This window comes from Actinomadura sp. NPDC000929 (assembly GCF_040492065.1).
Lineage (GTDB): Bacteria > Actinomycetota > Actinomycetes > Streptosporangiales > Streptosporangiaceae > Spirillospora > Spirillospora verrucosospora.
In genome coordinates this window covers 1-23742 of record NZ_JBEUPA010000136.1, presented here as the reverse complement: position 1 = coordinate 23742, position 23742 = coordinate 1, and the positions used below count along the sequence as shown (strand labels likewise).

General features: G+C 73.4%; 21 protein-coding genes and 1 pseudogene. 6 read left to right on the top strand and 16 right to left on the bottom strand.

Going from position 1 to position 23742, the window contains the following annotated elements:
• Positions 1–181: 181 nt before the first annotated feature.
• Positions 182–2620: a bifunctional acetate--CoA ligase family protein/GNAT family N-acetyltransferase gene (locus tag ABWI04_RS33470; protein ID WP_353834917.1), complete on the bottom strand. Its 2439-nt coding sequence runs from the start codon at positions 2618–2620 to the stop codon at positions 182–184.
• Positions 2621–2788: 168 nt separating this feature from the next.
• On the opposite strand from ABWI04_RS33470, the gene ABWI04_RS33465 reads away from it, so the two are divergent.
• The gene (locus ABWI04_RS33465; RefSeq protein ID WP_353834916.1) at positions 2789–3712 is read left to right on the top strand and encodes a carbohydrate kinase family protein; all 924 of its coding nucleotides are present in this window, start codon (positions 2789–2791) and stop codon (positions 3710–3712) included.
• Positions 3713–3723: 11 nt separating this feature from the next.
• On the opposite strand, the gene ABWI04_RS33460 is transcribed toward ABWI04_RS33465, so the two are convergent.
• A complete protein-coding gene (locus ABWI04_RS33460) occupies positions 3724–4749 on the bottom strand; it encodes a LysR family transcriptional regulator (RefSeq protein WP_353834915.1) in 1026 nt (341 codons plus the stop codon).
• 500 nt (positions 4750–5249) lie between these two features.
• Positions 5250–7343, bottom strand: a complete 2094-nt coding sequence (locus ABWI04_RS33455) for a RecQ family ATP-dependent DNA helicase (RefSeq protein WP_353834914.1) — start codon at positions 7341–7343, stop codon at positions 5250–5252.
• Between the two features lie 432 nt (positions 7344–7775).
• On the opposite strand from ABWI04_RS33455, the gene ABWI04_RS33450 reads away from it, so the two are divergent.
• The 3 genes from ABWI04_RS33450 to ABWI04_RS33440 are packed head-to-tail and all read left to right on the top strand — an operon-like array spanning position 7776 to position 10650.
• Positions 7776–9104, top strand: coding sequence for a threonine/serine exporter family protein (locus tag ABWI04_RS33450; RefSeq protein ID WP_345185670.1), 1329 nt, complete (start codon positions 7776–7778; stop codon positions 9102–9104).
• A 58-nt stretch (positions 9105–9162) separates the two neighbouring features.
• Entirely contained in the window at positions 9163–9489 is a 327-nt protein-coding gene (locus ABWI04_RS33445; protein ID WP_345185666.1) for a DUF8820 family protein, read from the top strand.
• A 9-nt stretch (positions 9490–9498) separates the two neighbouring features.
• Entirely contained in the window at positions 9499–10650 is a 1152-nt protein-coding gene (locus ABWI04_RS33440; RefSeq protein WP_353834913.1) for a DUF6745 domain-containing protein, read from the top strand.
• A gap of 306 nt (positions 10651–10956) precedes the next feature.
• On the opposite strand, the gene ABWI04_RS33435 is transcribed toward ABWI04_RS33440, so the two are convergent.
• Positions 10957–11499 (bottom strand): YdeI/OmpD-associated family protein, encoded by a 543-nt coding sequence (locus tag ABWI04_RS33435; RefSeq protein ID WP_345185657.1) that lies wholly within the window; start codon positions 11497–11499, stop codon positions 10957–10959.
• 88 nt (positions 11500–11587) lie between these two features.
• Here ABWI04_RS33435 and ABWI04_RS33430 point away from each other — a divergent pair, with 88 nt between their 5' ends.
• Positions 11588–12586: a helix-turn-helix transcriptional regulator gene (locus tag ABWI04_RS33430; RefSeq protein WP_353834912.1), complete on the top strand. Its 999-nt coding sequence runs from the start codon at positions 11588–11590 to the stop codon at positions 12584–12586.
• A gap of 7 nt (positions 12587–12593) precedes the next feature.
• Here the strand turns inward: ABWI04_RS33430 and ABWI04_RS33425 are convergent, their stop codons facing one another.
• From ABWI04_RS33425 to ABWI04_RS33370, 12 genes are all read right to left on the bottom strand, one after another.
• Positions 12594–13448 (bottom strand): STM4011 family radical SAM protein, encoded by an 855-nt coding sequence (locus ABWI04_RS33425; protein WP_353834911.1) that lies wholly within the window; start codon positions 13446–13448, stop codon positions 12594–12596.
• Positions 13448–14728, bottom strand: coding sequence for an STM4012 family radical SAM protein (locus tag ABWI04_RS33420; RefSeq protein ID WP_353834910.1), 1281 nt, complete (start codon positions 14726–14728; stop codon positions 13448–13450). The genes ABWI04_RS33425 and ABWI04_RS33420 overlap by 1 nt, the downstream gene beginning before the upstream one ends.
• Positions 14725–15525: an STM4013/SEN3800 family hydrolase gene (locus ABWI04_RS33415; protein ID WP_345185647.1), complete on the bottom strand. Its 801-nt coding sequence runs from the start codon at positions 15523–15525 to the stop codon at positions 14725–14727. Before ABWI04_RS33415 ends, ABWI04_RS33420 begins: the two co-directional genes overlap by 4 nt.
• Positions 15513–16583: an STM4014 family protein gene (locus tag ABWI04_RS33410; RefSeq protein WP_353834909.1), complete on the bottom strand. Its 1071-nt coding sequence runs from the start codon at positions 16581–16583 to the stop codon at positions 15513–15515. The genes ABWI04_RS33415 and ABWI04_RS33410 overlap by 13 nt, the downstream gene beginning before the upstream one ends.
• Positions 16580–17533, bottom strand: a complete 954-nt coding sequence (locus tag ABWI04_RS33405; protein WP_345185643.1) for an STM4015 family protein — start codon at positions 17531–17533, stop codon at positions 16580–16582. The genes ABWI04_RS33410 and ABWI04_RS33405 overlap by 4 nt, the downstream gene beginning before the upstream one ends.
• Positions 17530–18522, bottom strand: coding sequence for an STM4015 family protein (locus tag ABWI04_RS33400; RefSeq protein ID WP_345185641.1), 993 nt, complete (start codon positions 18520–18522; stop codon positions 17530–17532). The genes ABWI04_RS33405 and ABWI04_RS33400 overlap by 4 nt, the downstream gene beginning before the upstream one ends.
• 106 nt (positions 18523–18628) lie before the next feature.
• A complete protein-coding gene (locus tag ABWI04_RS33395; RefSeq protein ID WP_345185638.1) occupies positions 18629–19444 on the bottom strand; it encodes a MetQ/NlpA family ABC transporter substrate-binding protein in 816 nt (271 codons plus the stop codon).
• Between the two features lie 29 nt (positions 19445–19473).
• Entirely contained in the window at positions 19474–20130 is a 657-nt protein-coding gene (locus ABWI04_RS33390; RefSeq protein ID WP_353834908.1) for a methionine ABC transporter permease, read from the bottom strand.
• A complete protein-coding gene (locus ABWI04_RS33385; RefSeq protein ID WP_353834907.1) occupies positions 20127–21203 on the bottom strand; it encodes a methionine ABC transporter ATP-binding protein in 1077 nt (358 codons plus the stop codon). Before ABWI04_RS33385 ends, ABWI04_RS33390 begins: the two co-directional genes overlap by 4 nt.
• Before the next feature lie 400 nt (positions 21204–21603).
• Positions 21604–22404 (bottom strand): DUF4097 family beta strand repeat-containing protein, encoded by an 801-nt coding sequence (locus ABWI04_RS33380; RefSeq protein ID WP_353834906.1) that lies wholly within the window; start codon positions 22402–22404, stop codon positions 21604–21606.
• Complete coding sequence (locus ABWI04_RS33375; protein ID WP_353834905.1) at positions 22401–23048, bottom strand: response regulator transcription factor; 648 nt, start codon at positions 23046–23048, stop codon at positions 22401–22403. Before ABWI04_RS33375 ends, ABWI04_RS33380 begins: the two co-directional genes overlap by 4 nt.
• Positions 23036–23629 carry a sensor histidine kinase gene (locus tag ABWI04_RS33370; RefSeq protein ID WP_353834904.1) on the bottom strand — a complete coding sequence of 198 codons (594 nt, stop codon included), beginning with the start codon at positions 23627–23629 and terminating at the stop codon, positions 23036–23038. Before ABWI04_RS33370 ends, ABWI04_RS33375 begins: the two co-directional genes overlap by 13 nt.
• 17 nt (positions 23630–23646) lie before the next feature.
• On the opposite strand from ABWI04_RS33370, the pseudogene ABWI04_RS33365 reads away from it, so the two are divergent.
• Positions 23647–23742: pseudogene (locus tag ABWI04_RS33365) on the top strand (dCTP deaminase); the annotation flags it as partial.

Here is a 23742-nt window from a genome sequence, read left to right as displayed (position 1 = left end):
CCGCCCGGCCCGCCGCCGGAGCCGTCCCCGCCCCCGCCGGGGCCCGAGCCGATCCCGCCCGGCCCCGCGCCCGATCCCGTCCCGCCGACGCCGGAGCCCAGCCCTCCCCCGCCCCCGGGCTGACGGCGGGCACGCCGGAGGCCCGGGGCCGGTGTCCAGGCCCCGGGCCTCCGGGCCCGAGTCACAGGCGGCGCGGCTCCAGTTCGGGGCGCGGCCCCAGGGGACGCTCCAGCGTGAGCGTCACCGCCCGCACCGCGACCCCTGACGGACCCACCATGACGGGGCTCAGCTCCAGCCGCGCCACCTCCGGAAGGTCGTAGCCGAGGCGGGACGCGCGCAGCAGCAGCTCCTCCAGCGCCCCGAGGTTCACCGGATCGGCGCCGCGGTGCCCCAGCAGCAGCGGGGCCGTGCGGATCGCGCGGATCATCTCCGCCGCCTCCGCGTCCGCCAGCGGCGACAGGCGGTAGGCGCGGTCGTCCAGCAGCTCGGCGGTCTCGTCGGCGATCCCGAACGAGATCAGCGCGCCGAACGAGGGGTCCTCCCTGACGACGATGCGGGTCGCCACGCCGTCCGTCCCGCCCGCGAGCCGGATGCCGTAGCAGGCCAGCAGCTCCGCCGCCTGCTCCGGCGCGACCTCCACGGGGCCGCCGTCGCCCAGCCACCCGGCGACCAGCTCCCGCGCCTTGGCACGGTCCACGTCCTCGAACACCGGCATGCGGCCGGGCGGGCGCCGCCGCCACCGCGCGTACCGGATCACGTACGCCAGCGCCCGGACGGCGTCCTCGGGCGCCGTGTAGGACGGCACGGAGCCCTCCGCGGGCATCCCGTCCGGGCCGGTGACGCGCAGGTCGGCGGGCATTCCCTCGGTGCCGAGGTAGGTCGCCACGATGGGCTTGCGGCCCTCGGCGGCCAGCCGCAGGATCCTCTCGGGGACGCGCACGTCGTAGCCGCCGATCGTCGGGGGCGTGAACAGCGCCACGACCGCGTCGACCGTGTCGTCGTCCAGCGCGCCGGCGAGGGCGGCCTCGTAGTCGTCGGCGTCGGCGCGGGGGCCGAGGTCGATGCGGGGCCGGACCTCCAGCCCGAGCGCGACGGCCTCGTCCTGCGCCAGCAGGCCCAGCGAGTTGGAGTTGTCGATGATCGCGATGCGGTCGCCGGCCGGGAGCGGCTGGTAGGCCAGCACCTGCGCCACGTCGAACAGCTCCGCCAGGTCGTCCACCCGGATCACGCCGGCCTGCTCGAACAGCGCGCTGACCGCGTGGTCGGGCAGCGTGAGCGCCCGCGCCGCGTGCCCGATCGGGACGCCCTGCGTGCTGCGCCCGCTCTTCACCGCCACGATCGGCTTGCGGCGGCCGAGCCTGCGCGCGAGCCGCGCGAACTTGCGGGGGTTGCCCAGCGACTCCAGGTACAGCAGGACGGCCCTGGTCGCCGGGTCCTCCTCCCAGTACTGCATCAGGTCGTTGCCGGAGACGTCCGCCCGGTTCCCCGCCGAGACGAACGTGGACAGCCCGAGACCGCGCGCGGCCGTCCGCTGCAGGATGGCGATGCCCAGCGCGCCGGACTGAGAGAAGAACCCCACCGGGCCCCGTCCCGGCATGGTCGGCGCCAGGGTCGCGTTCAGCCGCACGTCGGTGTCGGTGTTGGCGATGCCGAGGCAGTTGGGGCCGACGACCCGCATCCCGTAGGCGCGCGCGAGGCGCACCAGTTGCTCCTGGGCGGCCCGTCCCTCCTCCCCGACCTCGCCGAAGCCGGACGACACGACGACCAGCCCCCGCACGCCCTTGCTCGCACACTCCTCCACGACCTCGTGCACGGCGTCGGCCCGCACCGCCACGACCGCGAGGTCCACGTCGTCCGGGATCTCCAGGACGGACGCGTACGCGCGGACCCCGGCCACCGCGACCGCCGTCGGGTGCACCGGGTACACGGGCCCGCTGAAGTCCCCGGCGAGCAGGTTCCGCAGGACGGTCCGGCCGACGCTGTGCTCGGCCCGGCTCGCCCCGACCACCGCCACCGACCGCGGGAACAGCAGCCGCTGGATCGAGCGCGCCTCGGCCCGGTGCTCGCGCGCCGTCATGACCTCCAGCGAGGTGTCGGTCGGCTCCAGGTCGAGGACGAGTTCGATCACGCCCTCCTCGAAGCGCTGCTCCGCCCGGTACCCGGCCTCCCGGAACACCCGGGTCATCCGGCGGTTGTCGGGCAGGACGCTCGCCACGAACCGGCGCACCCCGCGCTCGCGGGCCGCCGCCGCGATGTGCTCCAGCAGCACCGCGCCGAGCCCGCGGCCCTGGTGCGCGTCCTCCACCAGGAACGCCACCTCCGCCGTCTCCGGCCGGTCGGCGAGCCGGTCGTAGCGGACGACCGCCACCATCTCCCCCGCGATCGTGGCGATCAGCGCGGCGCGCCGGTCGTGGTCGACGGTGGTGAAGTGCTCGATCTCGCGGTCCGACAGCCGGGGGCGCGGCGAGAAGAACCGGTAGTAGATCGACTCCGGGGACAGCCGCGCGTGGAACGCGCGCAGGAGATCGGCGTCCTCGGGGCAGATGGGGCGCAGATGGGCCGTCCCGCCGTCGCTGAGGACGACGTCGGCCTCCCACTGATCCGGATAACGCTCGGTCACGTACCCGAGGGTAAGGCACGGATGCGTCACGGTCCCGCGACGAAAAAACCGGCTTCCTCGGTTTCGCTGCGCGTTCGAGACCTAATCCGGGCTCCGAAGCTGTTACGGTCGAGCACACGTCCAAGAATTGCCGCTCGCGCGGGCCGTGTTGATCGAGGTGATGACTCCATGACGCGCGTGGTCGTGGTCGGCGATCTTATGACAGACACCGTGGCGCGTGCCGCGTATCCCCTGGCCAAGGGGAGCGACACGCCCGCCGCCGTGACGACGCACGGTGGTGGCTCCGGCGCCAACGTGGCCGCATGGCTCGCCGTGGAGGGGACCGACGCCGCCTTCGTCGGCCGCCGCGGCTCCGACATCGCCGGCCGGAACCGGGACATGGAACTGATGGGCTACGGCGTCGACGCCCGCCTCGTCATGGACCAGGAACGTCCCACCGGCACCTGTGTGGTCATGGTCACCCACAAGGGCGACCGGACGATGCTGTCGGACCCCGGCGCCAACGCCGCCCTCCTCCCGGAGGACATCGAGCGCTGCAAGGACCTGTTCTCCGGCGGCACCCACCTGCACCTGTCGGGTTACGCCCTGATCAACGAGGGGTCCCGCAAGGCGGCCATCCACACCCTGGAGATCGCCCGCAAGACGCAGATGTCGGTCTCCGTGGACGGCGGCTCGTCCTCCCCGCTCAAGCGGATGGGCGCCGAGCCCTTCCTGGAGTGGACGCAGGGCGCCCGCCTCCTGGTCGTCAACGCCAAGGAGGCCGAGATCCTCACCGGCCGCGACACGCCCGAGCAGGCCGCCAAGGTGCTGACCGCCTGGTACCCGCAGGTCGTGATCACGAACGGCGCCGACGGGGCCCTGTGGTACACCAACGGCCGTCCCGAGCCGGTCACCGTCGCGGCGGAGCCCGTCGAGAAGATCATCGACGGCACGGGCGCCGGCGACGCGTTCGTCGCCGGGTTCCTCCCGCCGTGGCTCGACGGCAAGCAGCCGGCCGACGCCCTCACCGCGGGCTGCCGCCTGGCCGCCCGCGCCATGCAGCACCTGGGCGCCCGCCCCACCCTCGACGTGGTCGACAACCAGATCAAGTAGGGCGGGGCCGCTCAGGCGAGCGGAGTGTAGGTGCGGACGTCCTCCCTGACCGCGTCCCAGAGGCGGTTCAGGGGGTGGCCCGCGTCGTAGCGTTCGAGGTCGGCGCGGCGGACGAACGCGCCCGTCATGAACTCGGCCCTGGGCTCCAGGTCGTCGTCCAGCCCGATCGCACGGAGCGGGACGGCGTCGGGGTCCTCCTGCGCGGCCATGCCCCGCCCGATCGAACCGGTGACGATCATGCAGCCGCGCACGAACCCGGATCGCAGCAGCGACAGCCCGTAGTGCACGTCGTCGATGTCGGCGACGACGTTGAGCCGCTCGCGGAAGTTCGTCCCGTACCAGGTGGCGAGCAGGTCGGCGACGAGCCCGGCGGGCGGCACCACCAGCGGGATGCGCCCGAGGCGGCTGGTCTGCACCGGCGTGCCGGGCAGCTCGCCCTCCGGCAGGTTGGTGAGCAGCAGCGCCTGGCCCCGGGCGTACTCGACGACCTCGTACTCCTGGAGGCGCAGGTCGCCCTCCGGGGTGCTGACGATGCTGCCGCAGATGAGGTCGACCTGGCGGGTCTCCAGCCGCGACCACAGGTCCTTGGTGCGGACGTGGGCGACCTTGAACTCGACCTCGCGCTGCCGGAACTCCTCCGAGACCCGGTCCCAGGCCCGGGAGACGATCGGCAGCGTGAACTCGGTGGTGCCGACCGTCAGCATGCGGCCGAGGCGGCGCCGGCTCCAGTGAATGGACTCCAGCCATTTCTCGAACGTCGTGCGCGCCAGTTCGACCGTCGTCTCCCCGGTCGGCGTGAACAGGTAGTCCTTCCCGCGCCCCTGCCGGACGGTCAGGACCTCCCCGCACAGCACCTGGCTGTTGCGGTTCAGCGTGTCGAGCTGCTTCTGGACGCTCGACTGCTCGCGCCCCAGCACCCGGGCCGCCCGCAGCGCCGAACCGGTCTCGTGCACCACCAGCAGGGTCCGCAGCTGGTCGAACGTCATGTCGAGCAGGCCGGGCGGACAGTCCAGCAGCGAGTCGAGGGTCGGGGGCACGGGGAGGGACATTACTACCTCTTCCGGGGACCCACGGAAATGGCCGCGGGGCCAACTAAGCGGGAAATGATGACATTTCCGCCTGAACTTATCTCAAGATGTTCTCCTAAACAACTGGACAGAGTTTTCTAACCTCTAGAACACTTTCCCTCGAGCCGCTCCACCGCCGCCGTCACCCGTCCCACTCCCAGGACGGCGGCGCTCCCGGGCGTGCCCCGGCGGTGCCGGCCGCCGGGGCCGCCGCCCGGCGCCCTGGTCTCCCGTTCGCCGCGGCTCTTCTCCGCCGCGGCGCCGGGAACGGACGCCGGCCCGTGCGCGGGGCCGCGCGCACGGGCCGGCCCGAGAACGTCCCGCCCGCGCCCACGGGGGCGCGCGGGCGGCACACCCCGCCGGGCCGGCATCGGGGCCCCCGAGGGCCCCGATGCAGCCACCGCAAGACCCGCTTACGCAACCGGGCGGGCGTGGGGGTTCGGGTGCGGGTCAGGTGAGGGTGGCCAGGGTCAGGTGGGGGTGGCCAGGGTCAGGGGGAGGGTCGAGCGGGCGCCGGACTCCTTCAGCAGGCGGGTCGCCACGGTCATCGTCCAGCCGGTTTCCAAGCGGTCGTCCACCAGGAGGATGTGGCCGGGGTTGTCGGCCAGGGCCTCCGCCAGGTCGGTGGGAACGGTCAGGCTCTGCCAGACGGAGCGGAGCCGCTGGGCGCTGTTGTGCCGGCGCGGCACGGGCTCGCCGACGGGGACCAGTTCGCCCAGGTAGGGCAGGCGGCCGATCTGGGCGATGCGCTGCCCGAACGTCGTGACCAGGCGGGGGCGGGAGCGGGAGCCGATGGTGACGACGCCGGTGGGGCGGGCCGCCCAGTCCCAGGCGGCGAGGACCTGGACGACGGCGTCCACCAGGTCGGCGGGGACCTCGGTGTCGCCGGCGGCGAACAGGTCGCGCAGGCGGTTGCCCCAGCCGATGTCGGTGAGGCGGCCGAGCGCCCGCCCCGTCTCGGCCTGGAGCTCGGGCTTGATGCGGCCGGAGACGCCCAGGTCGTCCTTGACGCCGGTCGGCCACATGCGGCGGGGGGCGATGTCGACGCCGGGACGGTGCAGGCGGTCGCGGGCCCGGTCCGCGCTCTCCCGGGTGACGTCGGTGGGCCGGTGGCGGCCGGTGCAGTTGTCGCAGCGGCCGCAGGGGCCCGCGTCGGGGTCGTCCAGCTGGCGGCGCAGGAACTCCTCGCGGCAGCCGGTGGCCGCGATGTAGTCGAGCATCGCCTGCTGCTCGCGGCGGCGTTCGGCGGTGACGCGCTCGTAGCGCTCGCGGTCGTAGGACCAGGGCTCGCCGGTGGACGTCCAGCCGCCCTTGACGCGGCGGGCGGCGCCGTCCACGTCGAGCACCTTGAGCATCATCTCCAGGCGGGCCCGGTTGAGGTCGACCAGCGGTTCCAGGGCCGTGGTGGAGAGCGGGCGGCCGGCGGAGTCCAGGACGTCCAGCGTGCTGCGGACGATGTGCTCCGGCGGGAAGGCGAGGCTCGCGAAGTAGGCCCAGATGTCGCGGTCCTCCCGGCCGGGCAGCAGGATCACCTCGGCGCGGTCGACGCCGCGGCCGGCGCGTCCGATCTGCTGGTAGTAGGCCACCGGGGACTGCGGGGCGCCCACGTGGACGATGAAGCCGAGGTCGGGCTTGTCGAAGCCCATGCCGAGGGCGCTGGTGGCGACGAGGGCCTTGAGCTTGTTGTCGTGGAGGTCGCGCTCGGCCTGGAGGCGCTCGGCCTGCTCGGTCTGGCCCGAGTAGGCGGCCACCTCGTAGCCGCGGTCGCGGAGCCACGCGGTGATCTCGTGGGCCGCGGCGACCGTGAGGGTGTAGATGATGCCGCTGCCCGGGAGGTCGCCGAGGTGCTCGCCCAGCCAGGCGATGCGCTGCTCGGCGGTGGGGAGGCTCACCACGGCGAGGTGCAGCGAGTCGCGTTCGAGGGGGCCGCGCAGGACCAGCGCGTCGTCGCCCGCGAGCTGCTCGGCGACGTCCTTGGTGACGCGGGCGTTGGCCGTCGCGGTGGTGGCGAGGACCGGGATGCCGGGCGGCAGCTCGGCCAGCAGGGTGCGCAGCCGCCGGTAGTCGGGGCGGAAGTCGTGGCCCCAGTCGGAGATGCAGTGCGCCTCGTCGACCACGACCAGCCCGGCGCCCGCGGCGAGCTTGGGGAGGACGAGGTCGCGGAAATCGGGGTTGTTGAGCCGCTCGGGGCTCACCAGCAGGACGTCGACCGCGCCCTCCTCCACCTCGGCGAAGACCTGGTCCCAGTCGCCGGTGTTGGAGGAGTTGATCGTGCGGGCGCGGATGCCCGCCCGCTCGGCGGCGTCGATCTGGTTGCGCATCAGCGCCAGCAGCGGCGAGACGATCACGGTCGGGCCGGCGCCGCGCTCGCGCAGCAGCCGGGTCGCCACGAAGTAGACGGCGGACTTGCCCCAGCCCGTCCGCTGGACGACGAGGGCGCGCCGCCGCTCGACGACGAGCGCGCTGATCGCCGTCCACTGGTCGTCGCGCAGGCGCGCGTGGTCACCGGCGAGGGCGCGCAGGCACCGCTCGGCCTCGTCGCGCAGACCGTCCGAAGAACTCATGCGTCCTTGCTACCAGTGCTTCGGAGCACACCACACCAGAATCGAGTTCTGTGGAAAACAGCGGAGGCCCTCTTGGGGGGTCGGCGCCCGGCGCCCGCGCGGTGACGCCGACGAGTGCGGAACCGTGCGGGTCGTGCTCACCGATCGGGGAACCAACACCCTGGAGCGCCGGCCCACGTCCACGGACGGGCGCCGGACGGCGAACCAGCCGGTCACTCTTCTGGTTCAGCAGGTGGACGCGGCGGCACCCGGCGTCCCGGCCGCCGCCCGCGCGGGCGGTCGACCTCTGCGGAAGGGGTGGGACGCAGGCCACGGATTGGGGACACCGGGCTGGTGGGTAGCCTGCCAGTCAAGATCGGTTCATGGGCGGGAAGGGACACCGGCGGGGGTATGGGCGCGGCTGATCGCTTGCGGCGGACATGGCAGGTCCTCATGGACGGGTCGCCCCCGGAACCGCCCGAAGACGAGCCCGGCGAGGTCGTCGACCCGCGGGCCATCGACCTCGTCCTGCGGGTGGGCGAGCTCCTCCTGGCCAGCGGCGAGACCACCGAGCGCGTGAACGAGGCCATGCTCGGCCTGGGCGTGGCCTTCGAACTCCCCCGGTGCGAGGTGCAGGTCACCCTGACGAGCATCCTCGTCTCGGCGCATCCGGGAGGGGGCGCGGCGCCGATGACCAGCGCGCGTTCCATCCGGCGGCGGACCCCGGCCTACTGGCGGCTCACGGCGCTGCACCAGCTCGTCCAGGACGCCTCCATCGGCATGCTCGAACTGGAGGAGGCCCACAAGCGGCTCGCGGAGATCAAGAGGGGCGGCCCTCCGTACCCGACCTGGCTGCTGGTGGTGTCCCTCGGCCTCATCGCCGCCTCGGGCAGCGTGCTGTCCGGCGGCGGACCGCTGGTGGCGACCACCGCGTTCGTCGCCACGATGCTGGGCGACCGCACGGCCGCCGCGCTGGCGCGCCGCGGCATCGCGGAGTTCTTCCAGTTCGCGGTGGCCGCGGCGATCGGCGCGGCGGCGGCCGCGGGGGTGGTGGCGCTGGGCAACCCCGGCCAGGCCGCCACGATCGTCACCGGCTCGATCCTGGCGCTGCTTCCGGGGCGCCCGCTGGTGGCGAGCATCCAGGACGGCATCACCGGCGACCTGGTGAGCGCCGGCGCGCGGATGCTGGAGGTCTTCTTCATGATCGCGGCGATCGTCGCCGGGCTGGGCGCCGTGGTGTACGCCGCGGTCAGCATGGGCGTGCCGATCGACGTCCGGCACCTGCCCACCCCGTCGGCGAGCCTGGAGCCCGTCGCCGTCATCGCCGCCGCCGCCATCTCGCTGTCGTTCGCGGTGTCCCTGGCCGCCCCGCGGGACGTGCTGACCACCGTCGCCCTCGGCGGCGCGCTGATCTGGGTGCTCTTCGTGCTGGCCCGCGGATGGCACGTTCCACCGGTCCTGGCCGCCGCCGTGGCCGCCACCATCGTCGGCGTGATGGCGAGCTGGCTCGCCCGCAGGCACGGGGAGCCCGTCATGCCGTTCGTCGTCCCCGCCATCGGCCCGCTGCTGCCGGGGACCGCGCTCTACCGGGGCATGGTCGAGCTCAACACCGGTTCGCCGCAGGCGGGCGTGCTGAGCCTCATCGGAGCGGTGTCCGTGGCGCTCGCCCTCGGCGCCGGCGTGAACCTCGGCGGCGAACTCGTCCGCGCGTTCCAGCACGTCGGGCTGAGCGCGTCCGGCCGCTGGGCCCGCCCCGCCGCCCGCCGGACCCGCGGCTTCTGACCCCCGCCGCCCTCGTCGGGGGGCGGGTTCTGTCGGTGGCGGGCGTTACGTTCGCCGCATGTACCGACAGGGAGACGTCCTGATCCTGCCCGTGCCCGAGGAGACGGTTCCGCAGTCCGTCCGCGAGCTGCCGCCGTCCCCGCGCGACGGCCGGGGCCGCATGGTGCTCGCCCTCGGCGAGGCCACCGGGCACGCGCACGCGCTGGCCGCGCCCGGCACGCTGCTGCGCACCCCCGACCCGCTCGTGCCGGACCACCTGCACCTGCCGTCCGGCGGGCGCCTGGTGCACGAGGAGCACGCGGCGATCACCCTGCCCAAGGGCTGGTACCGGGTGATCCGCCAGCGCGAGTACGTGCCCGGTTCCGTCCGCGTCGTGGCCGACTGAGGAGGCGGGATGCTCACCGGAACGGTACGCGAGACCCACTTCGTCGTCGGCGACTGGCAGGCGGCCGGGTTCGCCACCGGCCCCGCCGACCGGGCCCGTGCCGAGGCGGGCGTGGCCGCGGCCTACGCCTCCGCCGGGCTGAAGCCCCCCGAGCGGTACCTGTGGGTGCCCTCCCCCGCGCGCGGCGCCGTCGCGGCGGCCGTCATCGCCGGGCACGGCGAGGCGCTGGAGGCGGCGGGGCTCGACGACCTCCTCGAACAGGCCCGCGCCGACCTCGGTGACCTCGCGGCCGGGCCGAGCGTCCTGACGGACGTGCGCACCCGCCCCTGGGAGGCCGAACGTGCGGCGGCGTGTTCCGAGCAGGGGCCGGAGCAGTGGCCGCGCACGTGGGCCGACACCGGCGGGCTCCTGTGGGACCAGGTGCAGGCACTCGTCGCGCGCGTGCGCGGGGCGTGCGGCGAGCAGGCGACCGGCCGGTCCCTCGGTGCGCGGAGAAGGCGTTCGACCCAGGAGAAGCGCGAGGCCGAATCGCTGCTGCGCGCGGCCACGCTCGACGCCGTCCTGGGCCAGCACGACGCACCGTGGCTGGCGTTGTTCGAGTCGCTCGGACGGCTCGACGGCCGGCTGGCCGGCCTGGCGGAGGTGGCCCGGTCCGCCGGCTGGTGGTGGCCCTACGAGCGGCTGGTGATCCTGTCGGAGCGGCCGAGCGAGCTGTACCGCGACGAGCCCGGGCGGCTGCACCGCGGGGACGGCCCCGCCCTCGCCTACCCGGACGGGTTCGCGCTGCACGCCTGGCGCGGCATGCCGATCCCGGCGGGCTTCGTCGCGTCGCTGAAGAACCTGACGCCCGACCGCATCTCCTCCGAGCAGAACGCCGAGCTGCGCCGCGTGATGCTGGAGATCTTCGGCTACGACCGGTACCTGGCCGAGACCGGCGCGCGTCCCCTGCACCGGGACGAGACGGGCGTCCTGTGGTCGATCGAACTGCCGGGCGACGAGCCGGTGGTCATGGTGGAGGTGGTCAATTCGACCCCCGAACCGGACGGGACCCACCGCACCTACTACCTGCGCGTCCCGCCGGACACCCGCACGGCGCGCGCGGGCGTCGCGTGGACGTTCGGCGTCGCCGAGGCCGACTACCACCCCGAGAAGCAGACCTGAATCCGGCAAGCGGTTCCGGCCGGACACCGGTCGGAACCGCCCCCGTTGCTTCTGCCTCGGCGGGTGACGGCGGGCGCGACCACGCCCCCGGTCATGCCAATGGCCGCCGCCGGTACGCCGGGTGGAAATGACGACGGTGACGGCGGGCGTGACCACGCCCCCGGTCATGCTGCGAGCCGCTGGCGACCCGCCGGGTGGAGGCATGGGCGGGGTCTGGTGACAACACGCGGCGGGGCGCCCGCCCTGCGGGGGAAGCGCATTGCGCTTCCCCCGCGCGCGTCTGCGCCACGGTTCCGGCGATCGGTTTCAGCGGTCCTGCAACTCGGAGAGCGCCCTGTTCAGGCGGGTGGCGCGCCCGGCCGGGGTCCGGGCCTTGAGCAGCGGCAGGATCATCAGGTAGCGGGACGTCTTGTCGAGCGCCTCGAAGCGGGCGGCGGCCTGCGGGCAGGTCGCGAGCGCTGCCGCGAGGTCGGGCGGGACGGTGGCGTCGTGCTGGGCGGTGTAGGCGGCCGCCCACCGTCCGTCCGCCTGGGCGGCGGCGACTTCGGCCAGGCCGGGCGGGCGCATCCGCCCGGCGGCGGTCAGCGCCTCCACCCGCTCGACGTTCTTGCGCGACCAGGAGCCCCCCTTGCGGCGGCGCGAGTACCGCTGCAGGTAGAAGCGCTCGTCGTGGGTCCGGCGATGGCTGTCGATCCAGCCGTAGCACAGCGCGATCTCCAGCGCCTGCGTGATCGTGACGGAGGCGGCGTCCGACCCCTTCTTGGCGATCTTCAGCCAGGCGCCGTCCCCGCTCTCGTGGTGCTCGGCCAGCCACGCCTCCCACTCGGCGGCGTCCGCGAAATGCATCATCGGTGGTTCCCCTCTCGGTGGGCGACGCCTTCCATGCTTCCGGGTAAAGTGCTCATCCTCTGAGCACTTTCTGCGGAAATCCGGGTTCATGCGCGCTGACCGCCTCGTCGCCGTCCTGCTGCTGTTGCAGGTCCGCGGCCGTGTGACCGCCGCCGACCTGGCGGCCGAGCTCCAGGTGTCGGTCGCCACCGCCCGCCGCGACCTGGAGGCGCTCGCGTCGGCCGGCGTCCCGGTCTACCCGCAGCCGGGCCGCGGCGGCGGCTGGCAGCTGGTCGGCGGCGCCCGCACCGACCTCAGCGGTCTGACGGCGGCCGAGGCGCGGGCCCTGTTCCTGCTGGTCGGCCCCGCCGCCGCCGTCTCGCCCGAGGCCAGGGCCGCGCTGCGCAAGCTCATGGGAGCTCTGCCGCGGACCTTCCGCACCGATGCCGAGGCCGCCATGGACGCGACGTTCGTCGACCCCGTCCGGTGGGGCGAGCGGGACCGTCCCCGGCCCGCGATGGTCGACCTGCTGCAGACCGCCGTGATCCGCCGCCTCAGGGTCCGCCTGACCTACGCCGGCCGCACCGGGGAACCGTCGGAACGCCTGGTCGACCCGTGGGGCCTGATCGACAAGGACGACGTCTGGTACCTGCTGGCGGGCACCGAGCGGGGACGGCGGACCTTCCGCGTCGACCGGATCACCCGGGCCGAGCCGACCGGCCTTCCCGCCGAACGCCCCGACGACTTCACCCTCGCCACCGCCTGGCAGGAGGTCACCGACGAGATCGAGAGCCGACGCTCGCGGACGTGGGCGACCGTGCTCGTCGAGGAGCGGTTCGTGCCCGTCCTGCGCGACCAGTTCGGGCGGCATTGCCACACCGACGGCGAGGCGGGCGACGGGCGTGTCCGGGTGCGTCTCGCCGCCCCGACCCCACTGGACATCGCCCGCCACCTCGCCGGCTGGGGCACGCTGCTCGACGTCGTTGAGCCGTGCACCGTCCAGCGCGAACTCGCCAGGATCGGCGCCGAACTCGCCGGCCGCTACGCCGCCGATCCGGACGGGCGGAGCGGGCAAGACCAAGCTCCGGGTCAGGGCCGGGGGCGCTGAACGGCGGTCAGGGCTGGTCGAGCAGGGCGGGGATGCGTTCGAGGATGCCGCCGGCGAAGGTGTCGTAGAGGCCGAGGGGTTCGAGGTGCACGTAGCCGATGTGGCAGTCGCACGTGGCGAGGGGGCACGGGCGGGGCGCCAGGGCGGCACGGAACGAGCCGTCGTAGAGGTTGCCCAGGACGGACGGGACGAAGTGGCAGCGGCGCACCGTGCCGTCGCCGTCCACCGAGACGACCGTGTCGCCCGTCCGGCAGGAAAGGCCGCGGCTGGCGTGCGGGTGGCGGCTCACGGGGAACAGCGGGTCGATCTCGGTCCAGGAGGCGGCCTCGGCGTCGTCGTAGGTGCGCCCCTCGGCCGCGTTGACCCAGAGATAGGTGCCGGCGGGAAGGTCGGCCCGGAGGCGGCGGGCGGCGTCGAGGTGCTCCGGCTGGCCGACGATGCCGACGCTGAAGCGGACCCCGCGCTCCGCCAAGTCATGGCATTTGCCCAGGAACCGCTCGTAGGGGACCTGGCCGGGGTGGTAGGTCGCCCACAGCGCCAGCCGTGTGAGGTCGGCGTCGGCCGTCCAGGAGACGCGGTGGCTGAGGTTCGTCTGGATCGCGACCCGGTCCACATGCGGAAGGCGGCTGAGGCCGGTCAGGGCGCGCCGGTACCAGGAGCGGACGAGCCCCTCGCCCCACGGCGTGAAGAGGACCGAGACGCGATGGTCGCAGCCCGACACCCACTCCGTGAACCGTTCGAGCGCGGCGCGGTCGGCGCGAAGCTGTTCCGGGGTGTCGCGACGCTTGGCGAACGGGCAGTACGGGCAGTCGTAGTCGCAGCTGGCGAGCGGCCCCCGGTAGAGGATCGTCAGATGGTCCATCACCGCGCCTCGTAGGACGCCATCAGCGCCTGCACGCTCGAGGAGAAGAGCGCCGGGCCGACGGCGTCGGAGTAGGCGAGCCCTTCGGGGGTCAACCGGAGGACGTCTTCGGAGGTCTCCAGCCACCCTCGCTCGGCGAACGGCTTCAGGTCGGCGGGGAAGTCGTCCATCGGGTCGCTCCCGAAGCGCGCACCGTAGGCGCGCAGGTCGACGCCGGCCGCTTGCAGAAGGGACTGGACGAGATGCCGCCTGCGGCGTTCGTCGTCGTCCAGGGTGAATCCGACGCGGGCGGTGGTGAAGTCGGTCTCGCGCACGTAGTCGTCGATGATCGAACGGACCTGCCCGGCTCCGACCGCGTACTCGAACGAGTAGTGGAGGCGGGAGGTGTAGGAGCGTGCACCGCAGCCGAGGCCGACCATGCCGTCGGTCTGGCAGCAGTACTCCGTGCCGCCCGCGCCCGATGACGGCAGCCGGAACATCCGCATCGACACCTGCTCGTAGCCTTCGCCGAGAAGGTGGTCGCGGCCGAGCCTGTAGAGGGTGAGGCGCTGGTCGTCCCAGTCCTGGGCGCGGCGTCCGAGGCCGGTCAGCGGGCGGACGTAGAGCGGGTACAGGTAGATCTCCTCCGGACGCCATGTGAGAGCGGCGTTCAGGGAGTGCAGCCACGTCGCGGGTGTCTGGCCGTCGATGCCGTAGATGAGGTCGATGTTGAGGATCGGGAACCCCACGGCGCGGATGCGGTCCAGCGCGGCCTCCACTTCGGCGCGCTTCTGCGGCCGGACGGCCGCGCGCGCCTCCTCGTCCAGGAAGCTCTGCACACCGATGGAGACGCGGGTGGTGCCGTGTTCGGCGAGGACGGTCAGCCGGTCGGTGGTGGCGGTCGCCGGGGACGTCTCCACGCCCAGCGGGATCGACCCGAATCCGGGGAAGCGTCCGGCGATGCCGCAGAGCCGTTCCAGCTCGGACGCGGTGAAGTAGGTCGGCGTCCCTCCGCCGAAGGCCGCGGTGGCGAAGGCGGCGCCGTCCAGGGCGTCCAGGACGGCGGTCGCCTGGCGGTCGAGCGCGTCGAGGTAGGCGCCGGTCAGCTCCTCGGGCACGCCGGTGCGGGTGAAGAGGTTGCAGAAGCCGCACCGCATCTCGCAGAAGGGGACGTGCAGGTACAGGAAGAGCGCGTCGAGCGACTCCCCCGCCCATACGTCGCGCAGCCCGGGCGCCGGTCGCAGCGGACGGTAGGCGGTCTTGTGCGGGTAGGCGTACACGTACGCCTGGTATGGATTCACGACAGAACGAACTCCCCGTACGGAACGGTCCAGACGACTTCATGGCCGATGCGGTGGCCCGTGTGGCCGTCCTCGCCGTACGCCGTTCCGTGGTCGGAGCAGACGATGACGAAGCACGGCCGGCGCATCAGTGCGAACAACCTGCCCATGTGCGCGTCCACATGCCGGAGGGCGGCGGCGTGACTCGCACGGGTGTCTCCGTTCGAGCTTGTGGCGCCGTCCAGGTAGAACCAGTTGGGCTGGTGCAGGGACGCGACGTTGAGCAGCAGGAACAGGCGCCGTTCGGCAGGCAGCCGCGCCACGACCTCGGCGATCCGGTCGATCTGGTTGGGCAGCGACTCCGGGTCGGTCACGCCGAACCCGCGCTCCCAGTGGCTTTCGGCGAACAGGGACGGCAACGCCGACCCGAGCGGTGTCAGCTTGTTGAAGAACCCGACGCCGCCTACGCAGACCGTGTGGTAGCCAGCCGACGCAAGGCCCGTCGGCAGGTCGGCGGCGTCGAACGTCCACGTGCCGGGGGCGGTGGTCTCGCTGCCCGGGAAGGCTCCGGCGAACAGGCGCGGATGCGGGCCGGGCGACGCGGGCGTCGGCAGGAAGCCGGCCAGCATCGCCGCGTGCGCGGCGTAGGTGAAACTGCCGGGTGTGTGGCGGCGCTCCCAGCGGCCTTCTGGAAGCAGCCCGGCGAGCGTGGGGGTCTCCCCCGCCGCGGCCAGTTCGGCGGCCACGTCGTAGCGCAGAGTGTCGAGGGTCACCAGCAGCACGTCGTGGCTGCCGATGATGTCGTTCATGTCGTGCATGCCTGCACCAGCGACCTGACCTGGGCGCCGTAGGTGTCCAAGCCCTCGGCGGAGCTTCCCGGCAGGCCGGTCAGCCCGGGCAGCAAATCGCCGAAGGCGTTCACCTCGCACACCGCGAACCGCTTCAACCCGAAGCCCACGAGCAGGTCGACGCCGACCATCGGGCTGCCCGGGAAACAGGCGGCGGCCCGCGCGCACACGTCCAGGACCCGTCTCCAGCCGTCCTCCCCGAGCGCGTGCCTCACCGCTTCCAGGTCCCCCCTGGAGCCGCCCAGGTGCAGGTTCGTCATCGGGGTCCGGCTGGTGCGGACGACCGCGTGCGTGGGCTCGCCGCCGATGACGACGACGCGCAGGTCGAACACGCGCCCGCCGAGCGCCGCCTTGGGCAGCCACCGCTCGACGTGCAGGCCGTCCGGCGCGAGCAGGTCGATCAGCGTCGCGACCTCGTCCTCGGTCTCGTACGAGCGGACGCGCAGCGAGTTGACCAGCCGGCCGCCGGTCAGCGACGCCGACGTCACGGCCCGCACGCGGCCCGGCGCGGTCTGGAGCGCGACCACCCCGGAGGCGGAGGACCCGTGCGCCGGCTTCACGAACACCCGCCGCTCACCCGCCTCGTCCATCCGGGAGCGGAGTGCCGCGTAACCGTCGACCTCGGGCAGGGCGACCGGGACGGGGACACCCGCGGAGAGCAGCCGGGCATGGGTCAGCCGCTTGTCGAACATGACCGCGATCTCGTCGACGTCGCCGAGGACGCGGGCGCCGGCGGCGGAGGCCGCCGACGACAGCCGCCGCAGCGCCGCCGTGAACGTCCGGTGCCAGCGCGCCCCGCCGCCGACCCGCTCGGGCGCGCCGGGGCCGCGCAGCAGCGCGTCGGCCCCGGCGTCCTCACCGGGCGAGTCGACGCGGACCAGCTCGCCCGCCTCGAAGGAGAGCGGGAGGCCGCGCAGCACATCCGTCCAGGGGACGAGCCGGGGTTCGGGAAGCCCGGCGGACCGGCACGCCGCGGCGAAAAGCGCGGGACGCCGGTCGCCGGGCGCGCCGACCACGGCGAGCGTCATTCCGACACCGCGACGTAGGAGTCGCTGAAGAGCCATTCCTGGTCCCGCCACGCCGGCTCCCCCAGCGCGTCGGTGAGATCGAGGTCGACGCCCGGCAGCGCCGCACGGAGCCGCTCGGCCATCGGCTCGCTCAGGAAGGCGTGGTGCAGATCGAGGCTGCGCAGGTGGGTGAGGGGCTGCCCGGACAGCAGGGCCTCCGCTCCCTGGTCGGACAGCATCCCCATCGCCAGGCTGAGGGACTCCAGCCGGGCGACGACCGGCGCGCTCGCCAGGGCCTCCGCCAGCTCGTCCTGGAACGGGCCGTTCTCCAGGCCGAGGTGCTTCAGGGACGGGAACCGCTCGCCGGTGAGGAAGGGCGCGAAGTCCTCGGCCGAGGACGACCCGCCGTGCTGCTCCGAACCGATCCACAGGTCCAGGTGCTCCAGTGCGGGCAGGTCGCCGCCCGCGACCGCCCGCACGACTTCGGCCGGCAGCCCGCCGGACTCGATCCGCAGGGCCTTCAGCCGCTCGTGGCGCAGGGGCTCGAACCGCAGGTCGGACGCGCCCCGGATCTCGAAGTGCTCCAGCCCTGGGAAGGCCGCGAACAGCGGCGAGATGTCGCCGTTCTGGATCCAGGAGATGTGGCATTCCCAGTCGAGGATGTCGCCGAGGAACAGCGCGCGCAGGCGGGGGAAGCGCCCGGCGTTGTCCACCAGCCACTGCACCGGGTCGAACTCCTCGCGGGAGAACCCCCAGAAGCCGATGACGAGGTGGGTGACCTTGGAGGTGTCGACCGTCTTCAGGAGGAGGTCGAGGTTCTCGGGGACCTCCGCGCCCCACGCGCCGTTGTCGTGGACGTGGTGGTAGACGCCCCAGGCCACCTCGCCCGGGTCCGGCAGCGGGCCGTCCGGCTCGCCGTCGAAGGTGTGGACGGGCAGCCCCGCGAACGTGGACAGGCGTTGCTGGATCATTCGGACACCGCGATGTAGTGCCAGTCGCCGTCCGGCTTCTCCTGGTCGTCCAGGTCGACCTCGACGCCGGGCAGCGCCGCCCGCACCCGCTCGATCATCGCGTCGGACAGGAAGTGGTGGTGCAGGTCCAGCTTGCGCAGGTGGGTGAGCGGCTGGCCGGCCAGCAGCGCCTCGGCGCCCCGGTCGGTCAGGACGCCCATCGCCAGGCTCAGCGACTCCAGCCGGGCGACGACCGGCGCGCCGGCGACCGCCGCCGCGACCTCGTCCTGGATCTCGCTGTCCTCCAGGCCGAGGTGGCGCAGCGCCGGCAGCCGCTCGCCGGACAGGAACGGCGCGAGGTCGGCGACGGTGGCGTCGCCGCCGTAGTTCGCCTCGCCGAGCCACAGGTCGAGGTGCTCCAGGTTGGGCAGCTCGCTCGCGCCGACGGCGCGGACGATCCGCGCCGGCAGCCCGCCCGACTCGAAGCGCAGCACCTTCAGCCTGTCGCTCTTGACCGGGTCGAGGACGAGCTCCTGCGCGCCGCGCACCTCCAGCCGCTCCAGGTCGGGGAACGCGGCGAACAGGGGCGTGATGTCACCGTGCTCGATCCAGGAGATCTCCGCCTCCTCGCCGGTGATGTCCCCGAGGAACAGCGACCGCAGCTTCGGGAACGACGCGGCCGCCCCGGTCAGCATCTGCACCGGGTCGGGGACGTTCTCCAGCTCGTAGGACGCGCCCCAGTAGCCGATGATGAGCGCCGTCACCTCGGTGGTGTCGACGGTCTCCATGAACCGCGCCCAGACGTCGCCGAACGGCTCCTCGTCGAAGGAGGTGCCGACGAACCAGGCGGCCTCGCCCGCGGGCGGGAAGTCCTCCCCGCTGACGGGATCGGTGCCCGCGCCGCGGCCGTCGTCGTCCTCGGTGCCGTCCTCCTCCTCGGTGCCGGTGTCCTCGTTGAACGTGGCCACCGGCAGGCCGACGTACTCCTCAAGGTGCTGATAAATGGCCATGAGTCCCCTTCGCCTGATCGTCGGCACTTGTCCTATCAGGACCGACGGACAGTCCGCGCCGCTTTCCGGGGTTCGGAGACCGGCCCGGGCCTGGGACGAAGCCGGGTCAGGAGGCGATCAGCACCGACCCCTTGTACTTGTCCTCGACGAACTTCTTCACCTCGGGGCCCTGCAGCAGCTGGACGAGCTTCTTCACGCGCGGGTCGTCCTTGTCCTCCGGCAGCGTCACGATGCCGTTGGCGTAGGGGTTGCCCTCGGCCTTCTCGGCGGCGAGCGCGTCCCTGTTCGGGGCGAGCCCCGCCTCGATGGCGTAGTTCCCGTTGATGACCGACAGGTCGACGTCCTCCAGCGAGCGGGGCAGCTGCGCGGCCTTGAGCGGCTTGAACTTCAGGCCCTTGGGGTTGCTCGCGACGTCCCGCTCGGTCGCGCTGGTCGGCGCGTCCGGCTTCAGCGTGATCAGGCCGTTGTCGGCGAGCAGCTTCAGCGAGCGGCCCTCGTTCGCCGGGTCGTTCGGCACGGCGACGGTCGCGCCCTGCGGGACGGCCTGCAGGCTCTTCACCTTCTTCGAGTACACGCCGAGGGGCTCCAGGTGCACGGGCGCGACGAACGCCAGCTTCGTCCCGGACTTCTTCTCGAACTCCTCCATGAACGGCACGTGCTGGAAGTAGTTGGCGGTGACCTGCTTCTCCTTCAGCGCGGTGTTGGGCTGCTGGTAGTCGCTGAAGGTGACGATCTCCAGCTTGAGCCCGGCCTTGCCCGCCAGGTCGTCCTTGACGTACTTGAGGATGTCGCCGTGCGGGACGGGGTTGACCGCGACCTTCAGCGGGGCGTCCGGGTCGTCGGACGCCGACGAGGAGCCGCAGGCGGTGAGGCCCGCGAGGAGGACGGCGGAGGCCAGCGCGGCGGTGAGTCTGCGAAGCACGAGGAGTGCCTTTCTCTGTGGGGTCGGTGCTACTTGTGGGTCAGGCGGCGGGCGACGAGGTCCCCCGCCGCCTGGATGATCAGGACGATGACGATCAGCAGCGCCACGGTGGAGACCATGACCTTGGTCTCGAAGCGCTCGTAGCCGTAGACGACGGCGAGGTTGCCGAGCCCGCCGCCGCCGACCGTCCCGGCCATGGCCGTGTAGCCGATGAGCGCGATGACGGTGACGGTCAGGCCGGACACCAGGCCCGGCCGCGCCTCGCGCAGCAGGACCTTGCCGACGATCTCGCGCCGGGTGGCGCCCATCGCGTCCGCCGCGGCGAGGACGCCCGGGTCGACCTCGCGCAGCGCGATCTCGACGAGCCGCGCGTAGAACGGGATGGCGCCGACCGTCAGCGGGACGATCGCGGCGGCGTTGCCGATGCTGGTGCCGACGACCGCCCGGGTGAACGGGATGATCGCCACCATCAGGATCAGGAACGGCAGCGACCGGCCGATGTTGACCACGACGCCGAGCACGCCGTTGACCGGCGGCGCGGGCAGCAGCCCGCCCCGCTCGGTGATCACCAGCAGCACCCCGAGCAGCAGCCCGAGGACGGCGGTGAACAGCGTCGCGACGCCGGTCATGTAGAGGGTCTCGCGGGTGGCGGGCCACAGCAGCGGCATGACCTCGTCCCAGCTCATCGGGGGTCCTCCTGTACGGGGTTCGCGGCCTGCACCGGGTTCGCGGCCTGCACCGGGTTCGCGGCCTGCACCGGGTTCGCCGCCCGCACCGGGTTCGCGACCTCCACGGCGAGGCCGGACTCGCGCAGGAACGCCAGCTGCGCGGCGTTGGCCTCCGGCTCGCCGGGCAGTTCGAGCTGGAGCCGGCCGAAGCGCTCGCCGCCGACCGTCTCCACCGCGCCGCCGAGGATGTTGACGTCCAGCGCGTACTTGCGGGCGAGCGCCGACACGAACGGCTCGTCGGTCGCGCCGCCGGTGAAGGTGACCTCGACCAGCGTCCTGCCCTCGCGGGGCTCGGCGGCGGGCAGCGGGAACAGGCCGCGCGCCAGCTCCGAGCCCGGACGGGCGAGCAGCGCGGGCACCGGCCCGGACTCGGTGAACCGGCCCTCCCGCATGACCGCGGCCGAGTCGCAGATGCGCTTCACCACCTCCATCTCGTGGGTGATGAGCAGGATCGTGAGGCCGAGCCGGCGGTTGAGGTCGCGCAGCAGCTCCAGGATCGAGGCGGTCGTCTCGGGGTCGAGCGCCGAGGTCGCCTCGTCCGACAGCAGCACCTTCGGCCGTCCCGCGAGCGCCCGGGCGATGCCGACGCGCTGCTTCTGCCCGCCGGAGATCTGGGCGGGGTGGGCCTTCGCGTGCTCGGTGAGCCCGACGAGGTCGAGCAGCTCGGCGACGCGCCCGGTCCGCTCGGCGCGCGGGACGCCCATGACCTCCAGCGGGAACGCGACGTTCCCGGCGACGGTCCTGCTGCCGAGCAGGCCGAAATGCTGGTGGATCATGCCGATGCCCTGGCGCGCCCGGCGCAGCTCCCCGCCGCGCAGCGCGAGCAGGTCCCGGCCGCCGACCACCACGCGGCCCTCGTCCGGGCGCTCCAGCAGGTTGACGCAGCGCAGCAGGGTGCTCTTTCCGGCGCCGCTGCGGCCGAGCACGCCGAAGACCTCGCCCTCGGCGACGGTCAGGTCGACGCCGTCGACGGCGGTCACCTCGCGGCCGCGGCCGCGGTAGACCTTTCGAAGTTTTTCGATCTGAATCACAGGGAATCACCCATGCGGACGGGGGCCGCCGGACGGGCGGCGGCGTTCGGGACGGGTCGGCGATCGGGACGCGCCGGGCGTCAGAGGACGCGCCGAGGAGGCGCCGCGCGGGTCAGGAGCGACCGGGCGGGTACGGCGCGTGGCTCAGCAGGTGGCGTTGGAAGAACATGCGCGACTCCAGGGGGTTCGGAGTTCGCTCGCTTCGGGGCGCGAGTCTCAGGCGGGGGCCCTCAGCGGTCACACATTCGCCGGCAACACGTACGCCGCATGGCCCGCCGCATCGGCGGGCGGTGCTCACGGCACGGGCGTACGGAAGGCATGCCAGCAGTTAACCGGCCGCACACCGATGACGCAAATCCGCCCGGTGTGATGCTCATCGCTCCGGATCGTCCCGTTCGCCCTAGTCATCGCGGTAGTCGACCCAGGTCTCGCCCGAACCGCTGCGGACGGAGATCAGGCGGGGCGAGCGGTCGTCGTAGACGGCCGGGTTGAGGTGGGCGTTGCCCGCGCCCGTCCACCCGGCGACCCGATAGCGCGAGCCCGGCGGAACGATGATCTTCACGGTGCCCGAGCCCGCGGAGGCGTCGACCGAGCCCGGCGGCTCGGCGTAGCGGAGGTCGAGGGTGCCCGACGACACGTCGGCCTGCGTCTTCGCCGAGGCGAGCGCGCGGCCGTTGATCGTCCCGGACCTCGCCAGCAGCCGCAGCCGCCCGCGCGCCCCGGTCACGTCGATCTCCCCGGACCCGGTCCGCAGGTCGAGGTCGCCGGTCACCCCGCGCACGTCGATGCTCCCGGAGCCGGCGACCGCCGACACGCGCGCCCCGGCCGGGACCTGGACGTCGATGTCCGCCCCGCACCCGACGCCCAGCCGGTCGGGACCCGGGCAGCGGAAGGTGACGAACAGGATGTCGTCCACCAGCGACTCGGTGAGCTCGGGCTTGCTCAGCCCCCAGTGGAGGTCCTTGTAGACGCGCGTCCCGCCGTCCGATCCCGGACCGACCGAGATCTCCGCGTTGCCCACGTCCAGCCGCACCTCCCGGATCGGCTGCGGGTAGGGGGTCATGGACGTCGCCGTCCGCTTGACGGCGCGGCCGAACGCCGTGAGGCCGATCGGCGCGGCCACGACCAGCGCCGTCGCGATCGCCAGCGCGATCCAGACGCCGCGGCGGCGCGGCCGGTCCGGGGCGGCCGGGGCCGTCACCCCTCGCCGTCCAGGAAGCGCAGCACGGCGAGGACGCGGCGGTGGTCGCCCTCGGCATGCGGGAGGTCGAGCTTGGCGAAGATGCTGTTGATGTGCTTGGCGACCGCGCTCTCGCTCACCACCAGCGCCGCGGCGATGCCCGCGTTGGAGCGTCCCTCGGCCATGAGGGCGAGCACCTCCTTCTCGCGCGGGGTGAGCCGGTCGAGCGGGTCGCGGTGCCGGCGCAGCAGCAGCTGCGAGACGACCTCGGGGTCCAGGGCGGTGCCGCCGGAGGCGACCCTGCGCAGCGCGTCGAGGAACCCCGACACGTCCGCGACGCGGTCCTTGAGCAGGTAGCCGACCCCGCTGGTGCTGGTCGACAGCAGGTCCGCCGCGTACCGCTCCTCGACGTACTGCGACAGCAGCAGCACCGCGGTCCCGGGCGTCTCGCGCCGCATCACCAGCGCCGCGCGGACGCCCTCGTCGGTGAAGCCGGGCGGCATCCGGACGTCCACGATCGCCGCGTCGGGGCGGTGCTCGCGCACGGCGGCCAGCAGCCCCTCGGCCTCGCCGACGGCCGCGGCGACCTCGAACCCGGAGGTCTCCAGGACCTTGATCAGCCCGGCCCTCAGCAGGACCGAGTCCTCGGCGATCACAATGCGCACGGCAACTCCACGGTGACGGTCGTCGGGCCCCCCGCGGGGCTGGTGATCCGGAACGTACCGTCCACGGACTGGACGCGGCGCGCGAGCCCGGTCAGTCCGGTCCCGGCGGACGGGTCGGCGCCGCCCGCGCCGTCGTCGCGGACGGTCACCCGCAGCACGTCGCCGAGGCGGGCGACGCGGACGTCCACCTCGTTCGCGCGCGCGTGCTTGACCACGTTGGTGAGGGCCTCGGAGACGACGAAGTAGGCGACGGCCTCGACGGTGGAGGAGGCGCGCGGCTCGATGTCGACGCGGAGCCGGACGGGCAGCGGCACCCGCGCGGCGACGCCGGACAGGGCGGCGTCCAGGCCGCGGTCCTCCAGCACGGCCGGGTGCAGGCCGCGGATCAGGTCGCGCAGCTCGGTCAGCGCCGCCTTGGCCTCCTCGTGCGCCTCCACGATCACGCGCATGGCCTCGTCCGGGACGCCGCCGAGCGTCTCGCGCGCCAGCCCGAGGTTGAGCGCGAGGGAGACGAGCCGCTGCTGGGCGCCGTCGTGCAGGTCCCGCTCGATGCGGCGGCGCTCGATGTCGGCGGCGTCCACGACGCTGGCGCGCTTCTCAGCTGTCGAACGTGGCGACGCTGCCGATCAAGTTGTGGCCGGGGATGAAGATCGGGCAGATGTGCCTGTTCCGGACGAGCTCGCCGGCGGAGTAC

What these genes read in the sequence shown, in the direction of transcription:
- ABWI04_RS33390 (WP_353834908.1), bottom strand. Translation starts at nt 20,130, where the DNA reads ATGAGCTGGGACGAGGTCATGCCGCTGCTGTGGCCCGCCACCCGCGAG.
- ABWI04_RS33400 (WP_345185641.1), bottom strand. Translation starts at nt 18,522, where the DNA reads ATGGCCATTTATCAGCACCTTGAGGAGTACGTCGGCCTGCCGGTGGCC.
- ABWI04_RS33430 (WP_353834912.1), top strand. Translation starts at nt 11,588, where the DNA reads ATGCGCGCTGACCGCCTCGTCGCCGTCCTGCTGCTGTTGCAGGTCCGC.
- ABWI04_RS33415 (WP_345185647.1), bottom strand. Translation starts at nt 15,525, where the DNA reads ATGCACGACATGAACGACATCATCGGCAGCCACGACGTGCTGCTGGTG.
- ABWI04_RS33450 (WP_345185670.1), top strand. Translation starts at nt 7,776, where the DNA reads ATGGACGGGTCGCCCCCGGAACCGCCCGAAGACGAGCCCGGCGAGGTC.
- ABWI04_RS33410 (WP_353834909.1), bottom strand. Translation starts at nt 16,583, where the DNA reads ATGACGCTCGCCGTGGTCGGCGCGCCCGGCGACCGGCGTCCCGCGCTT.
- ABWI04_RS33445 (WP_345185666.1), top strand. Translation starts at nt 9,163, where the DNA reads ATGTACCGACAGGGAGACGTCCTGATCCTGCCCGTGCCCGAGGAGACG.
- ABWI04_RS33435 (WP_345185657.1), bottom strand. Translation starts at nt 11,499, where the DNA reads ATGATGCATTTCGCGGACGCCGCCGAGTGGGAGGCGTGGCTGGCCGAG.
- ABWI04_RS33405 (WP_345185643.1), bottom strand. Translation starts at nt 17,533, where the DNA reads ATGATCCAGCAACGCCTGTCCACGTTCGCGGGGCTGCCCGTCCACACC.
- ABWI04_RS33425 (WP_353834911.1), bottom strand. Translation starts at nt 13,448, where the DNA reads ATGGACCATCTGACGATCCTCTACCGGGGGCCGCTCGCCAGCTGCGAC.
- ABWI04_RS33465 (WP_353834916.1), top strand. Translation starts at nt 2,789, where the DNA reads ATGACGCGCGTGGTCGTGGTCGGCGATCTTATGACAGACACCGTGGCG.
- ABWI04_RS33455 (WP_353834914.1), bottom strand. Translation starts at nt 7,343, where the DNA reads ATGAGTTCTTCGGACGGTCTGCGCGACGAGGCCGAGCGGTGCCTGCGC.
- ABWI04_RS33440 (WP_353834913.1), top strand. Translation starts at nt 9,499, where the DNA reads ATGCTCACCGGAACGGTACGCGAGACCCACTTCGTCGTCGGCGACTGG.